The following is a 19,613-nucleotide window of genomic DNA, read 5'->3' on the forward strand; positions in this document are numbered from 1 at the left end:
GGTTGGGGTCGGTGAAGTCGAACATCGGTCATACGCAGGCGGCTGCGGGTGTCGCGGGTGTGATCAAGATGGTGCTGGCGATGCGGCACGGGATGTTGCCGCGCACGCTGCACGCCGACGAGCCCAGTTCGCGTGTGGACTGGGCGGCGGGGGATGTCCGGTTGGTCCATGAGACCACCGACTGGCCGCGGGTGGCGGGCCGGCCGCGGCAGGCGGGTGTGTCGGCGTTCGGCGTCTCGGGCACCAACGCGCATGTCGTTCTCGGGGAGGCCCCCGAGGCGCCGGACCCCGATCCTGGCGCCCCCGCCTCCGTGCCGCCCGCTCTGCGCCTGCCGTCCACGGCGGTGCCGTGGGTGGTCACCGGCCGCACCCCCGCGGCCCTGCGCGATCAGGCCCGTCGGCTCGCCGGCTTCGTACGGTCCCGCCCGCGGACGGACCCGGCGCGCACCGCCGCCGCGCTGCTCACCACCCGGTCCGTGTTCGAGGAGCGGGCCGTGGTGCTCGGCACCGGCCACGACGAACTGCTGGACGGTCTGGACGCCCTGGCCGCCGGCCGCACGCGGCCCGGCCTGGTCACGGGCTCCGCATCCGGATCCGGCCGGACCGCCTTCCTCTTCGCCGGACAGGGGTCCCAACGCCCTGGCATGGGGCGGGAGATGTACGACACGTACGAGGTGTTCGCGGATGCCTTCGACGAGGTGTGCGCGCAGACCGACACCACCCTCGAACGGCCGCTCCAAGAGGTCGCGTTCGGGGAGGACCCCGAACTGCTGAACCGCACCGCCTACGCGCAGCCGGCCCTCTTCGCCCTGGAAGTCGCCCTGTTCCGGCTCGCCGAGTCCTTCGGCGTACGCCCCGACGTCCTCCTCGGCCATTCCATCGGCGAACTGGCGGCTGCGCATGTCGCGGGGGTGTGGTCCCTGGACGACGCCTGCCGCCTGGTGGTGGCGCGCGGCCGGTTGATGCAGGCGCTCCCGGAGGGCGGCGCCATGGTCTCCCTGCAGCTCCCCGAGGACGAGGTGCTGCCACTGCTGGAAGGGCGTACCGAGCGGGCCGGAATCGCAGCCGTCAACGGGCCGCGGACCACGGTGATCGCGGGAGTCGCCGCAGATATCGAGGAGATCGCGGGGCAGGCGAAGGCGCAGGGCCACCGGGTCACCGCGCTCCGCGTGAGCCACGCCTTCCACTCACCGCTGATGGAACCGATGCTGCGCGACTTCCGGCGCGTCGCCGAGTCGCTGGAGTTCCACCCGCCGCGCCTGGCCCTCGTGTCGGATCTCACCGGCCGACCCGCCGACCCCGACGACCTGACCGACTCCGAGTACTGGGTGCGGCACGTCAGACACCCCGTCCGCTTCGCCGACGGAGTCCGCACCCTGAGCGGCCTCGGTGTCACGCGCTGCCTCGAACTCGGCCCCGACGGCACGCTTTCCGCGCTGGCGGCGCAGAGCCTGCCGTCGGAGGACGACGTGCTCGCCGTCCCGGCGCAGCACAAGGACCAGTCCGGGCCACGGGCCTTCGAGGCCGCTCTCGCCGCGCTGCACACGCGGGGAGCACCCGTCGCCTGGACGACACACCTCACGGGAACCGGCACCGCCACCATCAGCACAGATGGCAGCGGCAGCGGCAGCGGAACAGGCACCGGGGCCGGCGCCCCGCCCGTACCGCACGAGCCGCTGCCGACCTACGCCTTCCAGCGGCGCCGCGCCTGGCTGCCCGCCACGCCGTCCGGCGCCGCCGGGATCCGAGCCGCGGGCCTCGGCGCCGCCCGGCACCCGCTGCTGGGGGCCGCGGTCGAACTCGCCGACGCCGGCGGCATGCTGCTCACCGGGCGGCTCTCCGTACGGTCGCAGTCCTGGCTCGCCGACCGTGAGACGGCGGGCACCCCGCTGCTGCCCGAATCCGTCCTCGTCGAACTCGCCGTCCGGGCCGGTGACGAGGCCGGCTGCACCGTCCTGGAAGAACTGAGCCTGCGTGAACCGCTATCGCTGCCCCGGAGCGGCGCGGTGCGGATGCAGATCCTGGTCGGCGCCGCCGACGACACGGGACGGAAGACGGTGGCCGTCCACTCCCGGCCGGACGACGACGAGGGCGACCAGCCCTGGCGCTGCCACGCCGAGGGCATCCTGACCACAGCCCCACAGCCTGCCGGAGATGCGCAGGACACCGGCATCTGGCCGCCCGAGAACGCCGAACCGGCCGATGTGAACGGCCTGTACGACCTGCTGTCGTTGCGCGGCCACTCCTACGGCACGGCCTTCCGCGCCGTACGCGCCCTGTGGCGCCACGGCACCGACCTGTTCGCCGACCTCGCTGTCCCGGACGAGCTGCGCGGCCAGGACGCAGGAGCCTTCGGCCTCCACCCCGCGTTGCTCGACGCCGCCGTGCAGACCGCTCTGTCGGCGGCGCCCGAGACCGACGAGGGCCGGATCGCCCTGGCCCTCGGCTGGCACGGGGTGAGCGTGCACGCGACCGGGGCGGTGACCGCCCGGCTGAGGGTCGGCGGTGCGGGTACGGACCGGGTCTCGTTCGCCCTGACGGACACTCAGGGCCGGCCGTTGGCCGACGTGGACACCGTCACCCTGACGTCCGTCCCCGCCGCGGAACTGGCCGATGGCAGACCGGTCGACGGGCTGTACGTACTGGACTGGGTGCCCGTGTCCGGTCAGTCGGACGCAGACGCTGCCGGGCGGGAGGACGGCGGCTGGGCGGCGCTGGGCCCGGACGGCGCGAGCCTCGCCGGCCATCTCACCGAACTGGGCCTTCCCGTCCGTGCCCACAAGGACCTCGCCGCCCTGCGGGCCTCACTCGACGAGGGAGGGGCACCGCCCGCGACGGTTCTGCTGCCGGTCGGCTCCACCGGCGTTTCCGCCGACAGCGACCGCTCCGCCGACAGCGACGGCTCCTCCGACAACGACGGTCCCGCCGACGGCTTCAACGACAGCGACGGACTTGCCGCGGCGGCGCAGGAGGCCACCGCGGGCGTACTGGCCACCCTCCAGGAGTGGCTGGCGGACGAGCGCCTCGACGGGTCCCGGCTGGCGGTGCTCACCCGCCACGCCGTTGCGGCAGCCCCCGACGACAGCGTGTCCGGCCTCGCATACGCCCCTGTACAGGGGTTGGTGCGTACGGCCCAGTCGGAGCACCCCGGGCGCTTCCTGCTCATCGACCGCGACAGGGCCGACGCCCTGCCGCCGTCCGCTCTCATGTGCGCCGAGCCCCAACTCGCCGTACGCGGCGACCTGTTGCTGGCACCCCGCGTGGTCCGCGCGCCGCGCCCCGACCAGGACGTGCTCCGCCCCGACCAGGACGTGCTCCGCCCCGACCAGGACGTGCTCCGCCCCGACCAGGAAGCGCCGCGCCCCGCCCTGGAACCGGCGCGCCCCGCCGGGGAACCGGCGTCACTCGCCGAAGAACTGCCGTTCCCCGCCCGGGAAGCGCCGGGTCCCGCCCAGGGACCGCCGACTCCCGGCGAAGCGCCGGCCCCGTTCGGACCGGACGGCACTGTCCTGATCACCGGCGGCACCGGCGGTCTCGGAGCCCTGGCCGCCCGGCACCTGGTCACCGAGCACGGCGTGCGGCGGCTGCTGCTGGTCAGTCGGTCCGGCCTCGCGGCGGCGGGCGCGGCCGAACTGCGCGAGGAACTGATCACGCTCGGCGCCGAGGTCGCGGTCGAGGCGTGCGATGTCGCCGACCGCACCGCCCTGGCCGCCCTCCTCGCCGCGGTGCCGGAGGAGCACCCGGTGACCGCCGTGGTCCACACGGCCGGTGTCCTCGACGACGGCCTGCTCACCTCTCTCACCCCGGAGCGCCTGGACACCGTCTTCCGCGCCAAAGTCGCCGCCGCCGCGCATCTGCATGAGCTGACGCGCCATCAAAGTCTTTCCGCCTTCGTGGTGTTCTCCTCCGCGGCGGGCTTGCTCGGAAACCCCGGGCAGGCCAACTACGCCGCCGCCAACACCTTCCTCGACGCCCTCGCCCAGCATCGCCGCGCCGCCGGACTGCCGATGACCTCACTGGCATGGGGGCCGTGGGAGCAATTCGGCGGCATGACGGCCACCCTGGACCGCACCCGGACCGCCCGTATGGCCGCCCAGGGCGTCATCCCGCTCTCCGCCGGACACGGCCTGTCCCTCTTCGACGCCGGCACCGCCTCCGGCCGGGCGCTGCTGCTGGCGATGAGGCTCGACACCGGCGCCCTCCGGTCCCGGGCCGAAGCCGGTGAACTGCCCTACCTGCTGCGCGGACTGCTCCGGGTCACCGTACGCCGCGACGCGGGCACAGGAGCCGGCCCGGACGGCGGATTCGCCCGGCGGCTCGCCTCGCTGCCCCGGGCCAGGCGGCACCGGGCGGTGGCCGAGCTGGTCACCGGGCAGATCGCCGCGCTGCTCGGCTACGACAGCTCCGACCGGGTGGGTTCCGACAAGCCGTTCAAGGAACTGGGCTTCGACTCGCTCGCCGCCGTCAATCTGCGCAACCGGCTCAGCCAGGAGACGGGCCTGCGCCTGCCCGCCACCCTCGTCTACGACCACCCGACCTCCGGCGCCCTGATACGTCATCTGGCCACGGAACTGGGCGTGGATGCCGAGCAGCGCGACAGGGACGACGTGCCCGCCCGTACCGGAACGGTCGTCCCCGACGACGATCCGGTGGTGATCGTCGGCATGGGCTGCCGCTTCCCCGGCGGAGCCGACTCGCCCGAAGCGCTGTGGCGGCTGGTCGCAGCGGGCGGCGAGGGGCTGGGGCCCTTCCCGGCCGACCGTGGCTGGGACCTCGATGCACTGTACGACGAGGACTCCGACCGTCCCGGCACCACGTACGTCCGCGAGGCCGGATTCCTGTACGACTCCGGCGAGTTCGACGCCGAGCTGTTCGGCATCTCGCCGCGCGAGGCGCTGGCCATGGACCCGCAGCAGAGGCTGCTGCTGGAGACCGCCTGGGAGGCGTTCGAACGGGCCGGGATCGCCCCCGCGTCCCTCAAGGGCAGCCGCACCGGCGTGTTCGCCGGCGTGACCTACCACGACTACGCGTCCGGAATGCAGATGGGCACGGCGGGCAACGTGGCCGCGGGCCGGGTCTCGTACGCGTTCGGCCTGGAGGGACCGTCGGTCGCGGTGGACACCGCCTGCTCCTCCTCCCTGGTCGCCCTGCACCTGGCGGCGCAGGAACTGCGCGCGGGCGCCTGCGACCTGGCGCTCGCCGGGGGTGTGGCGGTCATGTCGCAGCCGGACCCGTATGTGGGTTTCAGCCGGGAGCGCACCCTCGCCCCGGACGGCCGGTGCAAGCCGTTCTCCGCCGACGCCGACGGCACCAACTGGGCCGAAGGCGTAGGGCTGTTGCTGCTGGAACGCCTCTCCGACGCCCGGCGGCGCGGCCACACCGTCCTCGCCCTGATCGCGGGCAGCGGCATCAACCAGGACGGCGCCTCCAACGGGCTGACCGCCCCCAGCGGCCCGGCCCAGCAGCGGCTGATCCGCCAGGTGCTGGCCTCCGCCGGGCTCACCGCCGCCGACGTGGATGCCGTGGAGGCCCACGGCACCGGCACCCCGCTCGGCGACCCGATCGAGGCCCAGGCGCTGGTCTCGACCTACGGGAGGGACCGCGAACGGCCGCTGTGGCTGGGCTCGATGAAGGCGAACGTCGGTCACACCCAGGCCGCCTCCGGTGCGGGCGGCATCATCAAAATGATCATGGCGATGCGGCACGGTGTTCTGCCCCGTACCCCGCACACCGAACGGCCCTCCCCGCATGTCGACTGGTCGGCGGGCGGTGTGGAGCTGCTGCGCGACGACGTGGCGTGGCAGCCCGGCGACCGACCGCGCCGGGCCGGCGTCTCCTCCTTCGGCATCAGCGGCACCAACGCCCACGTGATCATCGAAGAGCCGCCCCGTGACGGGGAGACAGCCATCGGCGGCACCGACACCCCTGTCGTTGCCCAGGCCGCCGACGGCACCCGGACCGGGGCCCCGTTGCTGCCGGGCCGCATCCCGCTGCCGCTGTCCGCCCGCAGCCCCGAGGCGCTGCGCGGACAGGCGGCCCGCCTGCACGCCCTCCTGTCGGACGAACCGGCACCGCGGCTGGACGACGTGGCACTGTCCCTGGCCACCACCCGTTCCGCCCTGGACCACCGCATGGTGCCGACCGTGTCCGACCGCAACACCGCACTGCGCGTCCTGAAGGCACTCGCGGACGGCACCGAACCCGACACACCGGTCATCAGCGGCACCGCCCGGCCGGGCGCCGAACAGCCGCCCGTCGTGCTCGCCTTCCCGCCCGCCGACGCCGGGTGGACCGCGAGCGCCGCCCCGCCGGCCGGATCCGCCCCGGTGTTCGCCGAGACGCTCGCGGCCTGCGGACGAGCGCTGCAGGGACTGGTCGACTGGACCCCCGCGGACGTCCTGGCCGGACGCACCGAGCCGGACTGGCAGCGGCGGCCCGGGATCGCCGTGCCGCTCGGCTGGGCGGTGGCCGTCGCCCTGGCCGCACAACTGCGCGCGTACGGCGTCGAGCCGGCGGCGGTGACAGGACAGGGGGACGGCGAGATCGCTGCGGCCTGCGCCGCCGGGCTGCTGCCCCTGGAGACCGGTGCCCGGCTCGCGGTCCACCACGGCGGCGGCACCGACGCGGGTCTGCCGACGGTCCGTTTCAGCCCCGCTGACGTGCCGTTCTGCTCGGCTGTGTCCGGCGACTGGCTGGAGGCGGGGGAGGGGACCGACGCCGAACGGTGGGCCGCGGACCTGGCGGGCGGACCCGGCCGGACCGGCCAGGCCCTGCGTACGCTGCTCGACAGCGGACACCGCACGATGGTCGTCCTCGGTGCCGCACTCCTCACCGGCGACAGCGAGCCGGACGAGGGCGCGGACCTGGAAGGCAGCCCTGCCGAACCGGGTACGCAGGCGGACTTGGTGTCGCTCACCGGCCCGGACGGGCTCGACCCGACGTCGCTGCTCGCGCACCTGTACGTCCGGGGCGTCGCCATCGACTGGGACGCCGTGTTCGCACCCACCGGAGCCCGCCGGGTGCCGCTGCCCACGTACGCCTTCCACCGCAGCCACTACTGGATGATCCCCGCTCGGGGGCGCGATGCCGACGAGCCCGCCGCGGGGCCGGCGGGTGCGGGCGGGGACGGGCACCCGCTGCTGGACTCGGCCGTCGAACTGCCCGAGCGGGGCGAGCTGTTGCTCACCGGCGCACTGTCCCGCGCCGACCGGCCGTGGGCGGCCGCCCAGGCGGTCGCGGGCGCTGCCGAGGTGCCCGGGACGGTGCTCGTCGAACTCGCCGTGCAGGCCGGCGACCGGGTCGGCTGCGACCGCATCGCCGAACTGACCGCGGAGGGCCCCCTGATCCTCCCCGAGGGCGACGAACTCCGGCTGCGGGTGACCGTCGGCGAACCGGCCGCCTCGGGGGAGCGGCCCATCCGGATCCACTCCCGGCCCGCGGGCGCCCTGCCCAGCGCACCCTGGGCCCGCCATGCCCGTGGAGTGCTGTCCTCAGCCGGTGGCGCGGCCCCCTTCGACCTGGAGATCTGGCCGCCCGCCGAGGCGGAGCCGGTCGCCTTCGACGGCACGCCCACGCCCGGCGGCGAGGGACTGGTCGGTCTGTGGCGCCGTGGTGACGAGCTGTTCGCCGAGGTCGCGCTGACCGCCGAACAGCGGCCGGAAGGCGCCCGGTACGGCCTGCACCCGGCCCTGCTGGACTCCGCCCTGCGTGCCCTCGCCCCCGCGCAGGACGACGCGCCGACGGACCCACCCCCGGTGCCCGAAGCGTGGCACCAGGTGGCGCTGCACGCGGAGGGCGCCACGGCCCTCCGGGTACGGCTGACCCGGACCGGCACGGACACCGTCGCCGTCCAGGCGGCCGACGACACCGGACTGGCGGTCGCCTCCATCGGCTCGGTCCGGCTCCGCCCCGCCGATCCCGCACGGTTCACCGGCGCCCGTACCGCCCAGCACGGACCGCTCCTCCGGCTGCAATGGCCCGAGGTGCCGTGCGAGTCCCCCAAGGCCAGACCCCGCTGGGTGATCGTCGGCACCGATATGCTCGGCGCACGTGCGGCCCTCATGAAGGCCGGTCTCTACACCGAGGCGTACGACACCCTGGGCCGCCTTCTGAAGGCGGTGGACTCCGGGGTCGCCCCGCCCGAGGCCGTACTGGTCGGCTGTGTGCCCGGGCCGGAGGACGCCACCGCCGCCCAACTGGTCCGGCAGGCGGCCGAAGTGGTCGGGGAATGGCTGTCCGAAGAGCGGTTCGCCGACGCCAGGCTGGTGTTCCTCACCCGGGGGTCGCTCGCCGCCGTCGACGGCGCCGCGGCTCCGGACCCGGCGGCCGCCGCCGTATGGGGCCTGATCCGTTCGGCACAGCAGGTCGACCCCGGCCGGCTCGTCCTGGCCGACCTGGACGGCACCCGTGCCTCGTGGCGTGCCCTGCCCGGCGCGATGGCCACGCCCGAACCCCAACTCGCCCTGGTCGATGGAGCCGTGCACGTACCGCGCTTCGCCGCCGTGCCGACCGGCACGGGTGCGGCCGGTGCCACGTGCCTGCCTCCCGGCCCGGCAGGCACGGTTCTGGTGACCGGTGCCACCCGGCCGGCCGGCGCCGCGGTCGTACGGCATCTGGTGGCGCGGCGGGGCGCGCGCCGGCTACTGCTCGCCGCCCCGGCGAACAGCGACGAGCGTGCCCGACTCGAGACGGAACTGACCGCCCTCGGTGCCGAGTTGACGTTCGCCGACTGCGATCCGGCCGACCGGGAGGGCCTTGCCGCGCTGCTCGAGTCGGTGCCCGACCGTCATCCGCTCACCGTAGCCGTGCACGCGGCGCAGGTGCCGGAGCCCGGGGGCGGAGCGGACGCGGAGGAGGAGCTCCTGGAGACGGAGCTGCGGGCGGCCCGGAACCTCGCCGACCTCACGGAAGGGGGCAGCGGTGCCGCCGCGATCCCCCTGGTCTTCCTCTCGTCCGCGGCCGGCACGCTGGGCGTTGCCGGACGGGGCGGCGAGGCCGCCCTGGGCGCCTTCCTCGACGCCCTCGCCTCGCGACGCCGTGCCGCGGGACTGCCGGGGATGTCGCTGACATGGGGACCCTGGGACATCGAAGGAGGTGCGGCGTGGCGCGCGCCCGCAGGGGTGGGGCGACTTGCGCACACCGCGGGCCTGGACCTGTTCGACGCCGCGTGTGCCCTCGACGCCCCCACCGCCGTCCTGCTCCGCCCGGACGCGGCCGCCCTCGCCGGCGGGGCCGGCACCGACACCCTGCCCGCGCCCCTGCGCGGGCTCGCCGCACCACCGGCCAGGCGGCGGGTCGGGCAGCGGGGGCCCGAGGGAGCCCTCAGTGCACTGCGGCGCCGGCTCGCACCGCTCGTCGACGCCGAACGCGACGCCGTCCTCATGGAGTTGGTGCGCACCGACGTGGCGGCGGTGCTCGACTATCCCTCGCCCGAGGCCGTCGAGGCCACGCGACCCTTCCGGGACATCGGCCTGAACTCGCTCACCGCCTTCGCACTGCGCAACCGGCTGCGCGAGACCACGGGCCTGAGACTGCCCGCCGCCGTGCTGTTCGATGTCGACACCCCCGAACGGCTGGCGACCCACCTGAGGGAGGAGATCCTGCGCCCATGACAACCGTGACCGCACCTCATCCCGCACATGCCACGACACCCGAGGAGAACCACGACAGATGAAGACGGACGGTGTCTATGTCGACACGGTCGGGGCCTACATCCCGGACCGCTGGGTGAGCGTCGAGCAGGCGGTCGAGGAAGGGCTCTACGACGAGTTCTCCGTCCAGTACGGGACCGGGCTCACCGCCGCGTACATCGCTGACGACCTGCCGGCGCTGGACATGGCGGTGTCCGCCGCCCGGCAGGCGTTCCGCCGGTCGGCGGTCGAGGTCGACGACCTCGACTTCCACGTTCACTGCACCGCCGTGCAGCACGGCCCCGAAGGGTTCTACGCCCCCGGCTACGTGCTGCGCGAGCTGGGTGCGAGCGGAGTGCCGAGCACGGACGTGCGCCAGCACTCCAACGGGCTGCTGGCCGGTATCGAAATCGCAGTCGGGCAGCTGACGGGAGCCGCCGGGGCAGAGAACGCGCTCGTGACCGCCGCGGAGAACTTCACCAGCCCCCTCATCGACCGCTGGACGGGATTCGGCACCGGATTCACCGCCAGCGACGGCGGTGCCGCCGTTCTCCTCAGCGGCCAGGGCGGCTTCGCCGCAGTGCGTGCGGTGAACTCCGGGACCCTGCCGGAACTGGAGCAGTGGCACCGCGGCGAGGAGTCGCTGCTGCCCTTCCGGGGAGAGGACCGCAAGGCGTCCAGCACCATGGAGCTGCTGTCCTACTTCAACCTGCATGTGATGCCGTTGGACAAGTGCATGGAGATGATCCACGACTTCGAGCTGAACGTCGTGCACCGGTCACTGGTGGACGCTGGACTGAACGCGGCCGACCTGCGCTGGGTGGTGGCCGCGAACAGCGACTCCCGCATGATCGACCAGACGAAGATGCAGCCGCTGGGCCTGCCGATGTCCCGCTCCACCTGGGACTTCGGCAAGGAGTACGGCCACATGGGCGCCTGCGACATGGCGGTCTCCCTCAACCACCTGCTGCTCAACGGCATGCTGTCCCCCGGGGACCACATCCTGATGACGACGTCGGCGTCCGGCTGGGTGTCCACATCCGCCGTCCTCACCATCCTGGAGATCCCGGCCTGGGCCCGGAAGCAGCCGGTGTCCTGAAAGCCGGCAGACCCGGGGGCCGCGCCGTCGGGTGACGGGGGCAAGGCCCTCCGATGGCCCGGCCGGCGCCGTCGGATGCCGGAACGGCGGAAGACCCGGCCGCGAGGGGGAGGTGCCGGGTCTTCCGTGCCGGGAGGGCGCTTCCGCGCCGGGCCGCGGCGGCCGGGGGCCGGAGCGGCCCCGCAGCATCACCCCTCGCGCCGGGCGTACACCATCGAGTAGCGGAAGACCTCCGGCAGGTTCGCCGCGCTCTCCACCGTCACGGCGAAACCCTGGGCGTCGAGGATGCCCCGGACCGCCTCCAGGCGGCCGTCGAGGTCCTGCACCTCGACGACGGCCTGGCGCACCCGCCGCCAGTCCGCCGCGTCCAGGCCCTCCATGACCTCCAGTTCCGCGCCCTCCACGTCGATCTTCAGCAGGTCGACCGGACCCTCGGGAGCCCATCCGCACAGCACGTCGGAGAGCCGGTTCACCTCGGCCTCCACCTCGATGCCGGCCATGATGCGGTCCAGGGCCTCCTGGCCGATCTGCTCCACCGTGAGCTCCTGACCGACCTTCTTCTGCTCCGGGTAGCGCGTCGAATTGCCGGGCAGGGACGGATAGAAGGTGAAGCGGACCCGGTCCTCGTGACGGCGGCCCAGCGCGGAGCGCATCACCTCGACGTCCTTCGCGCCGTGGCTGTCCAAATTCGCCAGCAGCGCCTGGTGGATGGCCGGGATGGGCTCGAAGGCCAGGATTTTCGCGCCGGGGAATTCCCGCTTGACGAAGAGGGAGAACAGGCCGACGTTCGCACCGGCATCCACGATCCGCGAGGAATCGGAGAGCTGAATTCCGTGCTTGAGATAGGTGCGTTCGACGAATATCTCGTTGTAGATGAAGTCGACTTCGGAGAAGAGTGCGCCCTCCGTCTGCGGGACGACGACGGAAACGCCCTCGGCTACCTGAACGGGCCTGATGTCGGTCATGAAATCTCCCTGAAGCCGTGGAATGCCGCGTTCAGTGTGGCCCGCGGAGTGCGGGCAATCTCCTAGACTTCCAGGCCGGTCGCCGGTCGCCGGTCGCCGGTCGCCGGTCCGCTCGTCCGCCGTTTCGCCGATCGTCCGCCGTTTCAGGCGTCCCGCTTGCGCAGGACCATGTAGCCGCCGATCACCGCTGCACCCACCCACAGCAGCATGATGGTGAGACCGCCGCCCGGCCCGTACGGGACATCGGACTTGGCCACCACCCGTGCCATCGCCTCGCCGGCCTGGTCGGGAAGGTAATGCGCGACTTTCTTGGCACCGGGCACCGAGGTGAGAATGCGGGTCACGAGAAAGAACAGCGGCATGAGAATGCCCATGGCCAGCATGGAACTGCGCAGCATCGTGGCCACGCCCATCGAGAACACGGCCATCAGCGCCATGTAGAGCCCCGCACCCAGCGTCGCGCGCAGCACATTGTCCGCACCCAGCGTCGTGCTGTGCGAACCCAGCGCGGCCTGGCCGGCGAAGAAGGTCACAAAGCTGGTGATCATGCCGACGACCAGGGCGGCGAAGGTCGCCACCGTCAGCTTGCTGAGGTAGAAGACGCCGCGCCGCGGCACCGCCGTCAGCGAATTGCGGATCATGCCGGTGCTGTACTCGGAGCCGATCACCATGACCCCGAACGCGATCATCGCGAGCTGGCCGAGGATGCCTCCGGTGAAACTGGTGCCGGCCGCGTCGAAGGTGAGCCGCTCCTGCCGGGACAGGTCGTCGTAGTTGGCGTTGGACAGTGCGCTCACCAGCGTGCCGAAGGCGACGGTGACGGCGAAGGCGGCGAACAGGGTCCACCCCGTGGAACGGACCGTGGAGAGCTTGACCCACTCGGAGCGCAGGGACGCGGGCATCGGTCAGCGCCCCCTTCCGCCGGCATGGGACGCCGGCCGGCCGCCGTTCGACGCGGCCCGGGCGGCCGGTTCGGTGCGGTACTCGGCCGCATCGCTGGTGAGCGCCATGAACGCCTCCTCCAGAGACGCGTGCTGCGGACTCAGCTCGTGCAGCAGGATGCCGTGGTGCAGTGCCAGCTCCCCGAGCCACTCCACCGGGACGTCGGTCACCTCGAACGTGCCGACCCCGTCCTCGGCGGGGGTGATACCGGACGCGGCGAGCGCGTCCCGGAGTCGTTCCGGTTCGGGAGTGCGGATCCGTACGACCGACTGGGAGCTGCTGTCGATGAAGTTCTGCATGCTGGTGTCGGCGAGCAGTTTCCCGCGGCCGATCACGATCAGATGGTCGGCGGTGAGGGCCATCTCGCTCATCAGATGGCTGGAGACGAAGACCGTGCGTCCCTGTTCCGCCAGCCGCTTCATGAGGGTGCGCACCCAGTGGATGCCCTCCGGATCGAGACCGTTGACCGGCTCGTCCAGGAGCACGATCTTCGGATCGCCCAGCAGCGCCGCCGCGATGCCCAGCCGCTGCCCCATGCCCAGGGAGAAGCCCTTGGGCCGCTTCTTGGAGACCTTGCCCAGCCCGACGTCGTGCAGGACCTCCTCGACCCGCGACACTGGGATGTTGTTGGTGAGCGCCAGACATCTGAGGTTCTCGTACGCGGTGCGCCCGCCGTGCATCGCCTTGGCGTCCAGCAGGGCCCCGACGTGGCGGAGCGGCTTGCGGAGCCGGGCGTAGGGCTTGCCGTCGATGAGCGCGTGACCCGAGGTCGGGCGGTCGAGACCGAGCATCATCCGCATCGTGGTGGACTTGCCCGCCCCATTGGGGCCGAGGAATCCGGTGACGCAACCGGGCCGGACCTTGAACGTGAGGTTGTCGACCGCCACCTTCTCGCCGTACCGCTTGGTCACTCCCACAAGCTCGATCATGCGGCACACGCTAGGCGGACGAAGCGCTTCAGTCCGCGCCCGAGGGAGATGTCTAGGGATTCTCGCAGTCGGCGCACGTCACCGGCCGGGAAGTCCCGCCAGGTCCTTCGACAGGGCCGTGTAGTACGGCAGATAGGCGTCCAGCAGGGCGCCCAGGTACTCCGGATCCGGTGCCGAGCGGAAGTCCGGTACGAATCCGCGCAGTCGCTCCACCGACGCACGCGTGATGGCCGGGGAGCCGGGGCGGTGGACGTGGCGTGCCGTCACGCCCAGGCGCCGCTCGATCGCCGTCACGATCGCGTCCACGGGCTGCGGAATCCCGGAGGCCACGTTGAGCACCTCACCGGTCACCCCGTCTTCGAGCAGCCGCCCGATGGCATGCAGCAGGTCCCGTACGTCCAGAAGGTCCCGGTGGGCACCCTGATGGACCGTGACCTCGCCTTCTCCGATGCGCCGGACGAGCGTGGGCAGCAGCTGATGCGGCCGCTGGTGGCGGCCCACCACATGGCTCAGGCGCAGGATCAGATGCTCGGTTCCCGAGGAGCGCACGACGGTCTCCAGGGCCAGCTTGTGCCGCCCGTACGCGTTCGGCGGCCGTACGGGATCCGTCTCGGCCGCCTCGCCGTCGGGGAAGCCGTACATGGAGAAGGAGGCCGTGGAGAAGAACAGCAGACGCAGCCCCTCCCGCCGGCACGTCTCCAGCGCGTCGTAGACGACGCCGGCCTCGCGGTCGTACTCGGCGAGAGCCGCTGTCGTCGTGCTGGACACCCCGCAGGCGACGGCCGTCACGTCCGGGAAGCGCTCGCCGAACGCGGCGGCCAGATTGCGCCCCAGGAATCCGTCACCGATGATCCGCACGACCGGCTCCCATGCCCGGAAGGATCCTGCCGACATCCTGGAGCCCGAACCCGGCCACGGGCAGGCCGTCGGCGATGCCCGTAACCGTGCGCAGGGCCGCGACCAGGGTCCGCGCCTGCACATTGAGGTAGTGGCTGTACTTCAGCAGCTCGCCCAACTGACGCAACGTCACCCATCGGTATTCGTCCGGGACATCGCCAGGGATGCCGTCGTCCACCTCGACGATCAGATAGCGGTTCTGCGCGAAGAGGAACCGGCCGCCCTCCTCCGACAGCACGGTGTCGAACAGGATCTGCTCCGAGCGGGCGGCCTCCACCAGGTCGAGGAAACGGGGGCGGCGGTCCGCGGGCAGATGGGCGTAGTTCTCCGGCGTGCACTGCACGGTGGGGCCGAGTTCGACGACGTCCACGTAGCCCGGTTCCACCCGTGCGTGGACCAGGCAGTGCGGTACGCCGTCGATCCGGCGCATCAGCATCGCCACCACCCCGGTGCCGTGCGGTTCGAGCAGCGGCTGCGACCAGGACGCCACCTCGCGCCGGATGGAGACGACGTCCACCGGCACGATGCTGAAGAAGAGGCCGCGCTCGTGGGAGATGCGGTCCTCCGTGCGGTACCAGCCGCGCCCCTCCACCTCGCGCAGCGGCAACAGGGCCGCGCTGACCTCCCGTTCGCTCTGCTGCGTGGTGATCCAGCTGCGGACCGCGACATCGGAGTGGATGCCTGGGGCCGGGCGCGCGGCGTGGTGCCAGTCGGGCAGACAGGACAGCACCGTGCGGGCATCCATGTTGACCAGGTTCTCGTAGTGCAGCAGCCCATTGACCTGACGCAGCGTCAACCAGCAGAAGTCCTCGCCCGCTTCCACCTCCGGGCCCACCTCGACGATCATGTTGCGGTTGCGTTTGCAGAAGAACCACGACCCCTGCTCGGACTGGAGCACATCGGCAAGCACCCGGTGGCCCCGGGCCCGTGGCTCGCGGAAACAGTCCAGATACGGCACCGACGAACCTCCGTGCACCCTGGTGTAGTTGCTCTTGGTGGCCTGCACGGTCGGCGAGAGCTGCACCCCGTTGACGTTCCCCGGCTCGGACTTGGCCTGCATCAGACAGTGCAGCACGCCGTTGATCTCGCGAACCGCCAGGCCCAGAATGCCTATCTCCGGTTGCCGGATGATCGGCTGGCTCCACTCCGGGACCGGACCGAAGTCGGTGCGCACTCGCAGCCCCCGTACCGCGAAGAAGCGGCCGCTGCGGTGCTCCAGGTCACCGGTGTCCGGGGCGAAGTGCCAGCCGGACAGCTCGGCGAAGGTGGTGCGGCGCACCTCCTGGCTGTGCTTGCGCCGGCGCTCGTCCAGCCATGCGAAGAACCCGACGTCGGACATCGCCTCGCCGCCGTCGGCGCTCGCGGACACCGCGAGCCGTGCGGCGAGGAGCGCATCGGTGTCGGGCGTCGGCCCGGTCGCGTTGAGTCGGGGCATCGCTGCCTCTCACATCGGATCGTCGGTCCGCAGCTCCTGCCGCGGACCGTGCGGTCTGCACCTCGGGCAGCGGCGCCGTCCGCGGTGCGCCTCCGTCGGCAGCCGGCGCGTCGGCGGCGTCACCGGGCACCTCGCCGGGGGAGGATCTCGCGCAGCAGCGGATCGGGCATCCCGCGGGCCTGCCACTCGCGGGGGTAGCCCAGGGACACTTCTCGGTGCGGGACCCCGTCGTGCCAGGTGGTGCGGGGGATGTGCAGATGGCCGTAGACGACGGTGGCCGCCCGGTAGCGCCGGTGCCAGTCGTGCGTGGCGGTGGTCCCGCACCACAGCGCGAACTCCGGGTACCGCAGGATGCGGGTGGGCTCGCGGATCAGCGGGAAGTGGTTCACCAGCACGGTCGGCAGGTCCGGCGGGCAGGCGTCCAGCCGCTCGCGGGTGTACGCCAGCCGGGCCCGGCACCAGGCGGCGCGGTCCGGGTACGGGTCGCTGTGCAGCAGGAACTCGTCGGTGGCCACGACCCCCGCCTTCTCCGCGCGGGCGAGCGCGTCGGCGGTGCCGGTCGCGCCCGGCGGCAGGAACGAGTAGTCGTACAGCAGGAACAGTGGGGCGATCACCACCGGTCCGTCCGGGCCGGGCCACTGCACGTACGGGTCCTCCGGGGTCAGCACCCCCAGCGACCGGCACAGCTCGACCAGGGCGTGGTAGCGGGCCTCGCCACGCAGGTCCACCGGATCGTCGGGATGTGTCCACAGCTCGTGGTTGCCCGGTACCCACACGACGGTCGCGAACCGGTCGGCCAGCAGCCTGAGCACCCACTCGACGTCCGCGGTCAGCTCCCCGATGTCACCGGCGACGATCAGCCAGTCGGAGGGATCGGTGGGACGCAGGTCCCGTACGACCGCACGGTTCTGTTCGTAGGCGACGTGCAGGTCACCGACCGCGAAGAGCCTGCCGCCCGTGACCCGGCTCACCGCGTCGCTGCCTCGCTGGGCGCGGGCCGCCGACCCGTGGTGGTGGGCATGGGAACTCCTCGCTGCGCGTCCGGCGCCTCGATACGCGTCCGGCGTTCCGATTTATGCCACTGCCCGGGCCGGCCGCACAACGCAATCCCGCACCGCGAGGCCAAGAACAGGGGAAACGCCCAGACTTTGACCGTCTGCAGCCGTACGGGGTCCAGGAGTGCCGGATAGTGGCCGCACATCGGCAGAAAGCGGTGGCCGCGCGTCCCTGCAGCACGCCGGTGCCGGCGAGCCGGAACAACCGAACCGGCACACGAACCGGCACAACCGAACCGAAACAAGCAAGCCAGTGCTCCGGACCCACTGGAATCCGCCAACAGAGGACGGACGAGCAGCGTGAGCGTTTCCCCCGCCGACGACGGCCTGTGGTGCCGCCGGTTCAACCCGGCCCCCGACGCCCCCGACCGCCTGATCTGCTTCCCCCACGCAGGTGGCTCGGCCAGCTACTACCTCCCGGTCTCCACGGCCCTCAGCCCGCGCGTCGACGTGGTCGCCGTGCAGTACCCGGGGCGCCAGGACCGTCGCCTCGAGCCGTTGATCGACGACATCGGCACACTCGCGGACCGGGTCCACGAAGTACTGCGCCGCGACCGGGACGACCGACCGCTGACCTTCTTCGGACACAGCATGGGCGCGCTGGTCGCCTTCGAGGTTGCCCGGCGGCTCGAGCGGGACGGCACCGGACCGGTACGGCTGTTCGCCTCGGGCAGGCGCGCCCCTTCACGCCACCGCGACGAGAACGTGCACCAGCGCGACGACGACGGCATCATCGCCGAGGTCAAGGCGATGAGCGGGACCGACGACCGGCTGCTGGGCGACGAGGAGCTGATCCGGATGATCATGCCCGCGCTGCGCGGCGACTACCGGGCGGTGGAGACCTACCAATGCGAGCCGGTCGTCACGGTCGGCTGCCCGGTCACCGCGCTGGTGGGGGACCGCGACCCCAAGACGTCGGTCGACGAGGCCCGCGACTGGGGGAAGCACACCACGGCGGCCTTCGACCTGCGGACCTTCCCCGGCGGACACTTCTACCTCAACAGCCGTGCCGCGGATGTGATGAAGGTGCTCGAAAAGCACTTCGCCGGAAATGCCGCACCGCAGAGAGCCTGACCTTCGCGGCCGCAGAGTTCAGGCCACCTTCCTCCCCATCGCCCGCTCCTCGGAACTCGGCTCACGCAGTCGGTTGACGCCCCGCCAGCGTTCCGGTAACGACTCCGGTGGCGGGGCAAGGGCGGTGGTCGAGCCGACGGACCGGGGCCCGCGCGAGCGGCTGCGGACCGTCCGGCCCGGCGCGGCGGTCGGGGACCGTCGCCGCTGCTGCCCGCCTCGTCGGTCCGGAACGGGCGGCGGACGAGATGGGACCCGGCGTGACACGTGAGTGGCTTCTGCAGCTCCGGCCGCATGTGGCCGACCCGGTCGAGCCTTCGAGTTCACCGGCGACCGTCGCCGCGGCCGAAGCCCTACTGGGGCGCGGCCCCACCCAATGGGCGCTGTGCACCGCCGACGCCATAGCCGACGAGATCATGGAGCAGATGCCCGAGCACGATGGGGGCCACGGTGCACTGCGCACCCTGCGGCGCTCCACCGAATCCCTCGTCCTGGCGGCGCTGCGGCACCTCCTGTACGAGGGAGTCGGTGACGTGTCGGCCATGACCGAGGAAGCGCTGGAGGGCGACCGGGAATTCGCCCGCCGCGGCATTCCGCTCGACCGGGTCCTCCGCGGCATACGGCTGGGTCACGCCCACCTCGCCCAGGAGCTCACGGCGGCCGTCGAGCGATACGTCGGCGAGGATCGGCATCCGGCCGAACTGCGGCGCCTCAACGAGCTGTTGTGCCACTACGCCGACGCGCACGCCGGCCTCATGGCCGAGGAGTACATCGCCGAGAGGGACCGCTGGCGCGGCAGCGATGAGGCGGCCCGCCGCCACATCGTCGACGACATCGTCGCGGGGCGGCGGATCGATGAGGAGACGTCGATCCGCCGTCTGCGGTACGACCTCACGCGGACACACGTCGCCGCGATCCTGTGGTGCGATCACTCCGCCGGGCCCCGCACGGCGGCCGATCGGCTGCACCGGCTCGCGGACCAGTTGGCCCGTACGGCAGTGGCCCGCGAACTGCTGACGGTACCGGTCGGGGAGGACACGGTCTGGCTGTGGCTCGCCCTGCCCGCGGATGCCGACGCCTTCCTCGCCGACACCGTACGCGCCGGTCTCGGCCCCTTCGAGGGGCTGCGTCTGGCACTCGGCCCGCCCGCGCACGGGCCCGCGGGCATGCGGCGCAGCCACATGGGTGCCCGCGAGGCCGAGCGGATGGCACGGCTCGGCCGGGGAGACTGGGTGTGCGACTACCGAGAGGTGCGGCTCGCCGCGCTGGCGAGCGCCGACCAGGAGCACGCCCGGTGGTTCGTCCCCGAGATTCTGGGGCCGCTCGCGTCGCGCGACTCACGGATGAGGGAGCTGCGCGAGACCTTGCGGGTCTATCTCGCCACGGAGCGCAGCCTCCGCTGCGCCGCGGACCGGCTGCTCGTGGCGCGCAGCACCGTCACCCACCGGGTCAGGCGTGCGGAGGAGCTGTTGCCGACCTCCACCCGGGACAATCCCCTGGAGCTGCTGATGGCACTGGAACTCGCCAGAACCCTTCCCGACACCGCGTGATCAGGGACCCTTCCGGGGCAGGTGCTCGGTCGAGGCAGGTG

10 protein-coding genes are annotated in these 19,613 nt (G+C 72.5%); 4 read left to right on the forward strand and 6 right to left on the reverse strand.

Annotation, left to right across the window (positions count from 1 at the left end; all coding sequences use genetic code 11):
- The first annotated feature begins 11 nt into the window (after positions 1 to 11).
- Both AB0M26_RS23300 and AB0M26_RS23305 read left to right on the forward strand, forming a co-directional pair.
- A complete protein-coding gene (locus tag AB0M26_RS23300; RefSeq protein WP_365263748.1) occupies positions 12 to 9,611 on the forward strand; it encodes a type I polyketide synthase in 9,600 nt (3,199 codons plus the stop codon).
- 58 nt (positions 9,612 to 9,669) lie between these two features.
- Complete coding sequence (locus tag AB0M26_RS23305; RefSeq protein ID WP_365263749.1) at positions 9,670 to 10,728, forward strand: ketoacyl-ACP synthase III family protein; 1,059 nt, start codon at positions 9,670 to 9,672, stop codon at positions 10,726 to 10,728.
- Positions 10,729 to 10,916: 188 nt separating this feature from the next.
- Here AB0M26_RS23305 and AB0M26_RS23310 read toward each other — a convergent pair whose 3' ends face one another.
- The 6 genes from AB0M26_RS23310 to AB0M26_RS23335 all read right to left on the reverse strand — a co-directional run bounded on the left by AB0M26_RS23310 (position 10,917) and on the right by AB0M26_RS23335 (position 16,867).
- Positions 10,917 to 11,693 (reverse strand): FkbM family methyltransferase, encoded by a 777-nt coding sequence (locus tag AB0M26_RS23310; protein WP_365263750.1) that lies wholly within the window; start codon positions 11,691 to 11,693, stop codon positions 10,917 to 10,919.
- A gap of 143 nt (positions 11,694 to 11,836) precedes the next feature.
- A complete protein-coding gene (locus AB0M26_RS23315; RefSeq protein WP_365263751.1) occupies positions 11,837 to 12,595 on the reverse strand; it encodes an ABC transporter permease in 759 nt (252 codons plus the stop codon).
- 3 nt (positions 12,596 to 12,598) lie between these two features.
- Entirely contained in the window at positions 12,599 to 13,564 is a 966-nt protein-coding gene (locus AB0M26_RS23320; RefSeq protein ID WP_365263752.1) for an ATP-binding cassette domain-containing protein, read from the reverse strand.
- Between the two features lie 78 nt (positions 13,565 to 13,642).
- On the reverse strand, positions 13,643 to 14,422 hold the full coding sequence (locus AB0M26_RS23325; protein ID WP_365263753.1) for an NAD-dependent epimerase/dehydratase family protein: 780 nt from the start codon (positions 14,420 to 14,422) through the stop codon (positions 13,643 to 13,645).
- Complete coding sequence (locus AB0M26_RS23330; RefSeq protein ID WP_365263754.1) at positions 14,406 to 15,896, reverse strand: NDP-hexose 2,3-dehydratase family protein; 1,491 nt, start codon at positions 15,894 to 15,896, stop codon at positions 14,406 to 14,408. Before AB0M26_RS23330 ends, AB0M26_RS23325 begins: the two co-directional genes overlap by 17 nt.
- Before the next feature lie 119 nt (positions 15,897 to 16,015).
- Positions 16,016 to 16,867 carry a metallophosphoesterase gene (locus AB0M26_RS23335; protein ID WP_365263755.1) on the reverse strand — a complete coding sequence of 284 codons (852 nt, stop codon included), beginning with the start codon at positions 16,865 to 16,867 and terminating at the stop codon, positions 16,016 to 16,018.
- 384 nt (positions 16,868 to 17,251) lie between these two features.
- Here AB0M26_RS23335 and AB0M26_RS23340 point away from each other — a divergent pair, with 384 nt between their 5' ends.
- A complete protein-coding gene (locus AB0M26_RS23340) occupies positions 17,252 to 18,025 on the forward strand; it encodes a thioesterase II family protein (RefSeq protein WP_365263756.1) in 774 nt (257 codons plus the stop codon).
- A gap of 257 nt (positions 18,026 to 18,282) precedes the next feature.
- Complete coding sequence (locus AB0M26_RS23345; RefSeq protein WP_365263757.1) at positions 18,283 to 19,572, forward strand: helix-turn-helix domain-containing protein; 1,290 nt, start codon at positions 18,283 to 18,285, stop codon at positions 19,570 to 19,572.
- Positions 19,573 to 19,613: the final 41 nt, after the last annotated feature.

It is taken from the genome of Streptomyces sp. NPDC051776 (genome assembly GCF_040681345.1).
GTDB lineage: Bacteria > Actinomycetota > Actinomycetes > Streptomycetales > Streptomycetaceae > Streptomyces.

Excerpts from the sequence above, each read along its gene's own strand:
- AB0M26_RS23320 (WP_365263752.1), bottom strand. The coding sequence starts at position 13,564 with ATGATCGAGCTTGTGGGAGTGACCAAGCGGTACGGCGAGAAGGTGGCG.
- AB0M26_RS23310 (WP_365263750.1), bottom strand. The coding sequence starts at position 11,693 with ATGACCGACATCAGGCCCGTTCAGGTAGCCGAGGGCGTTTCCGTCGTC.
- AB0M26_RS23330 (WP_365263754.1), bottom strand. The coding sequence starts at position 15,896 with ATGCCCCGACTCAACGCGACCGGGCCGACGCCCGACACCGATGCGCTC.
- AB0M26_RS23305 (WP_365263749.1), top strand. The coding sequence starts at position 9,670 with ATGAAGACGGACGGTGTCTATGTCGACACGGTCGGGGCCTACATCCCG.
- AB0M26_RS23315 (WP_365263751.1), bottom strand. The coding sequence starts at position 12,595 with ATGCCCGCGTCCCTGCGCTCCGAGTGGGTCAAGCTCTCCACGGTCCGT.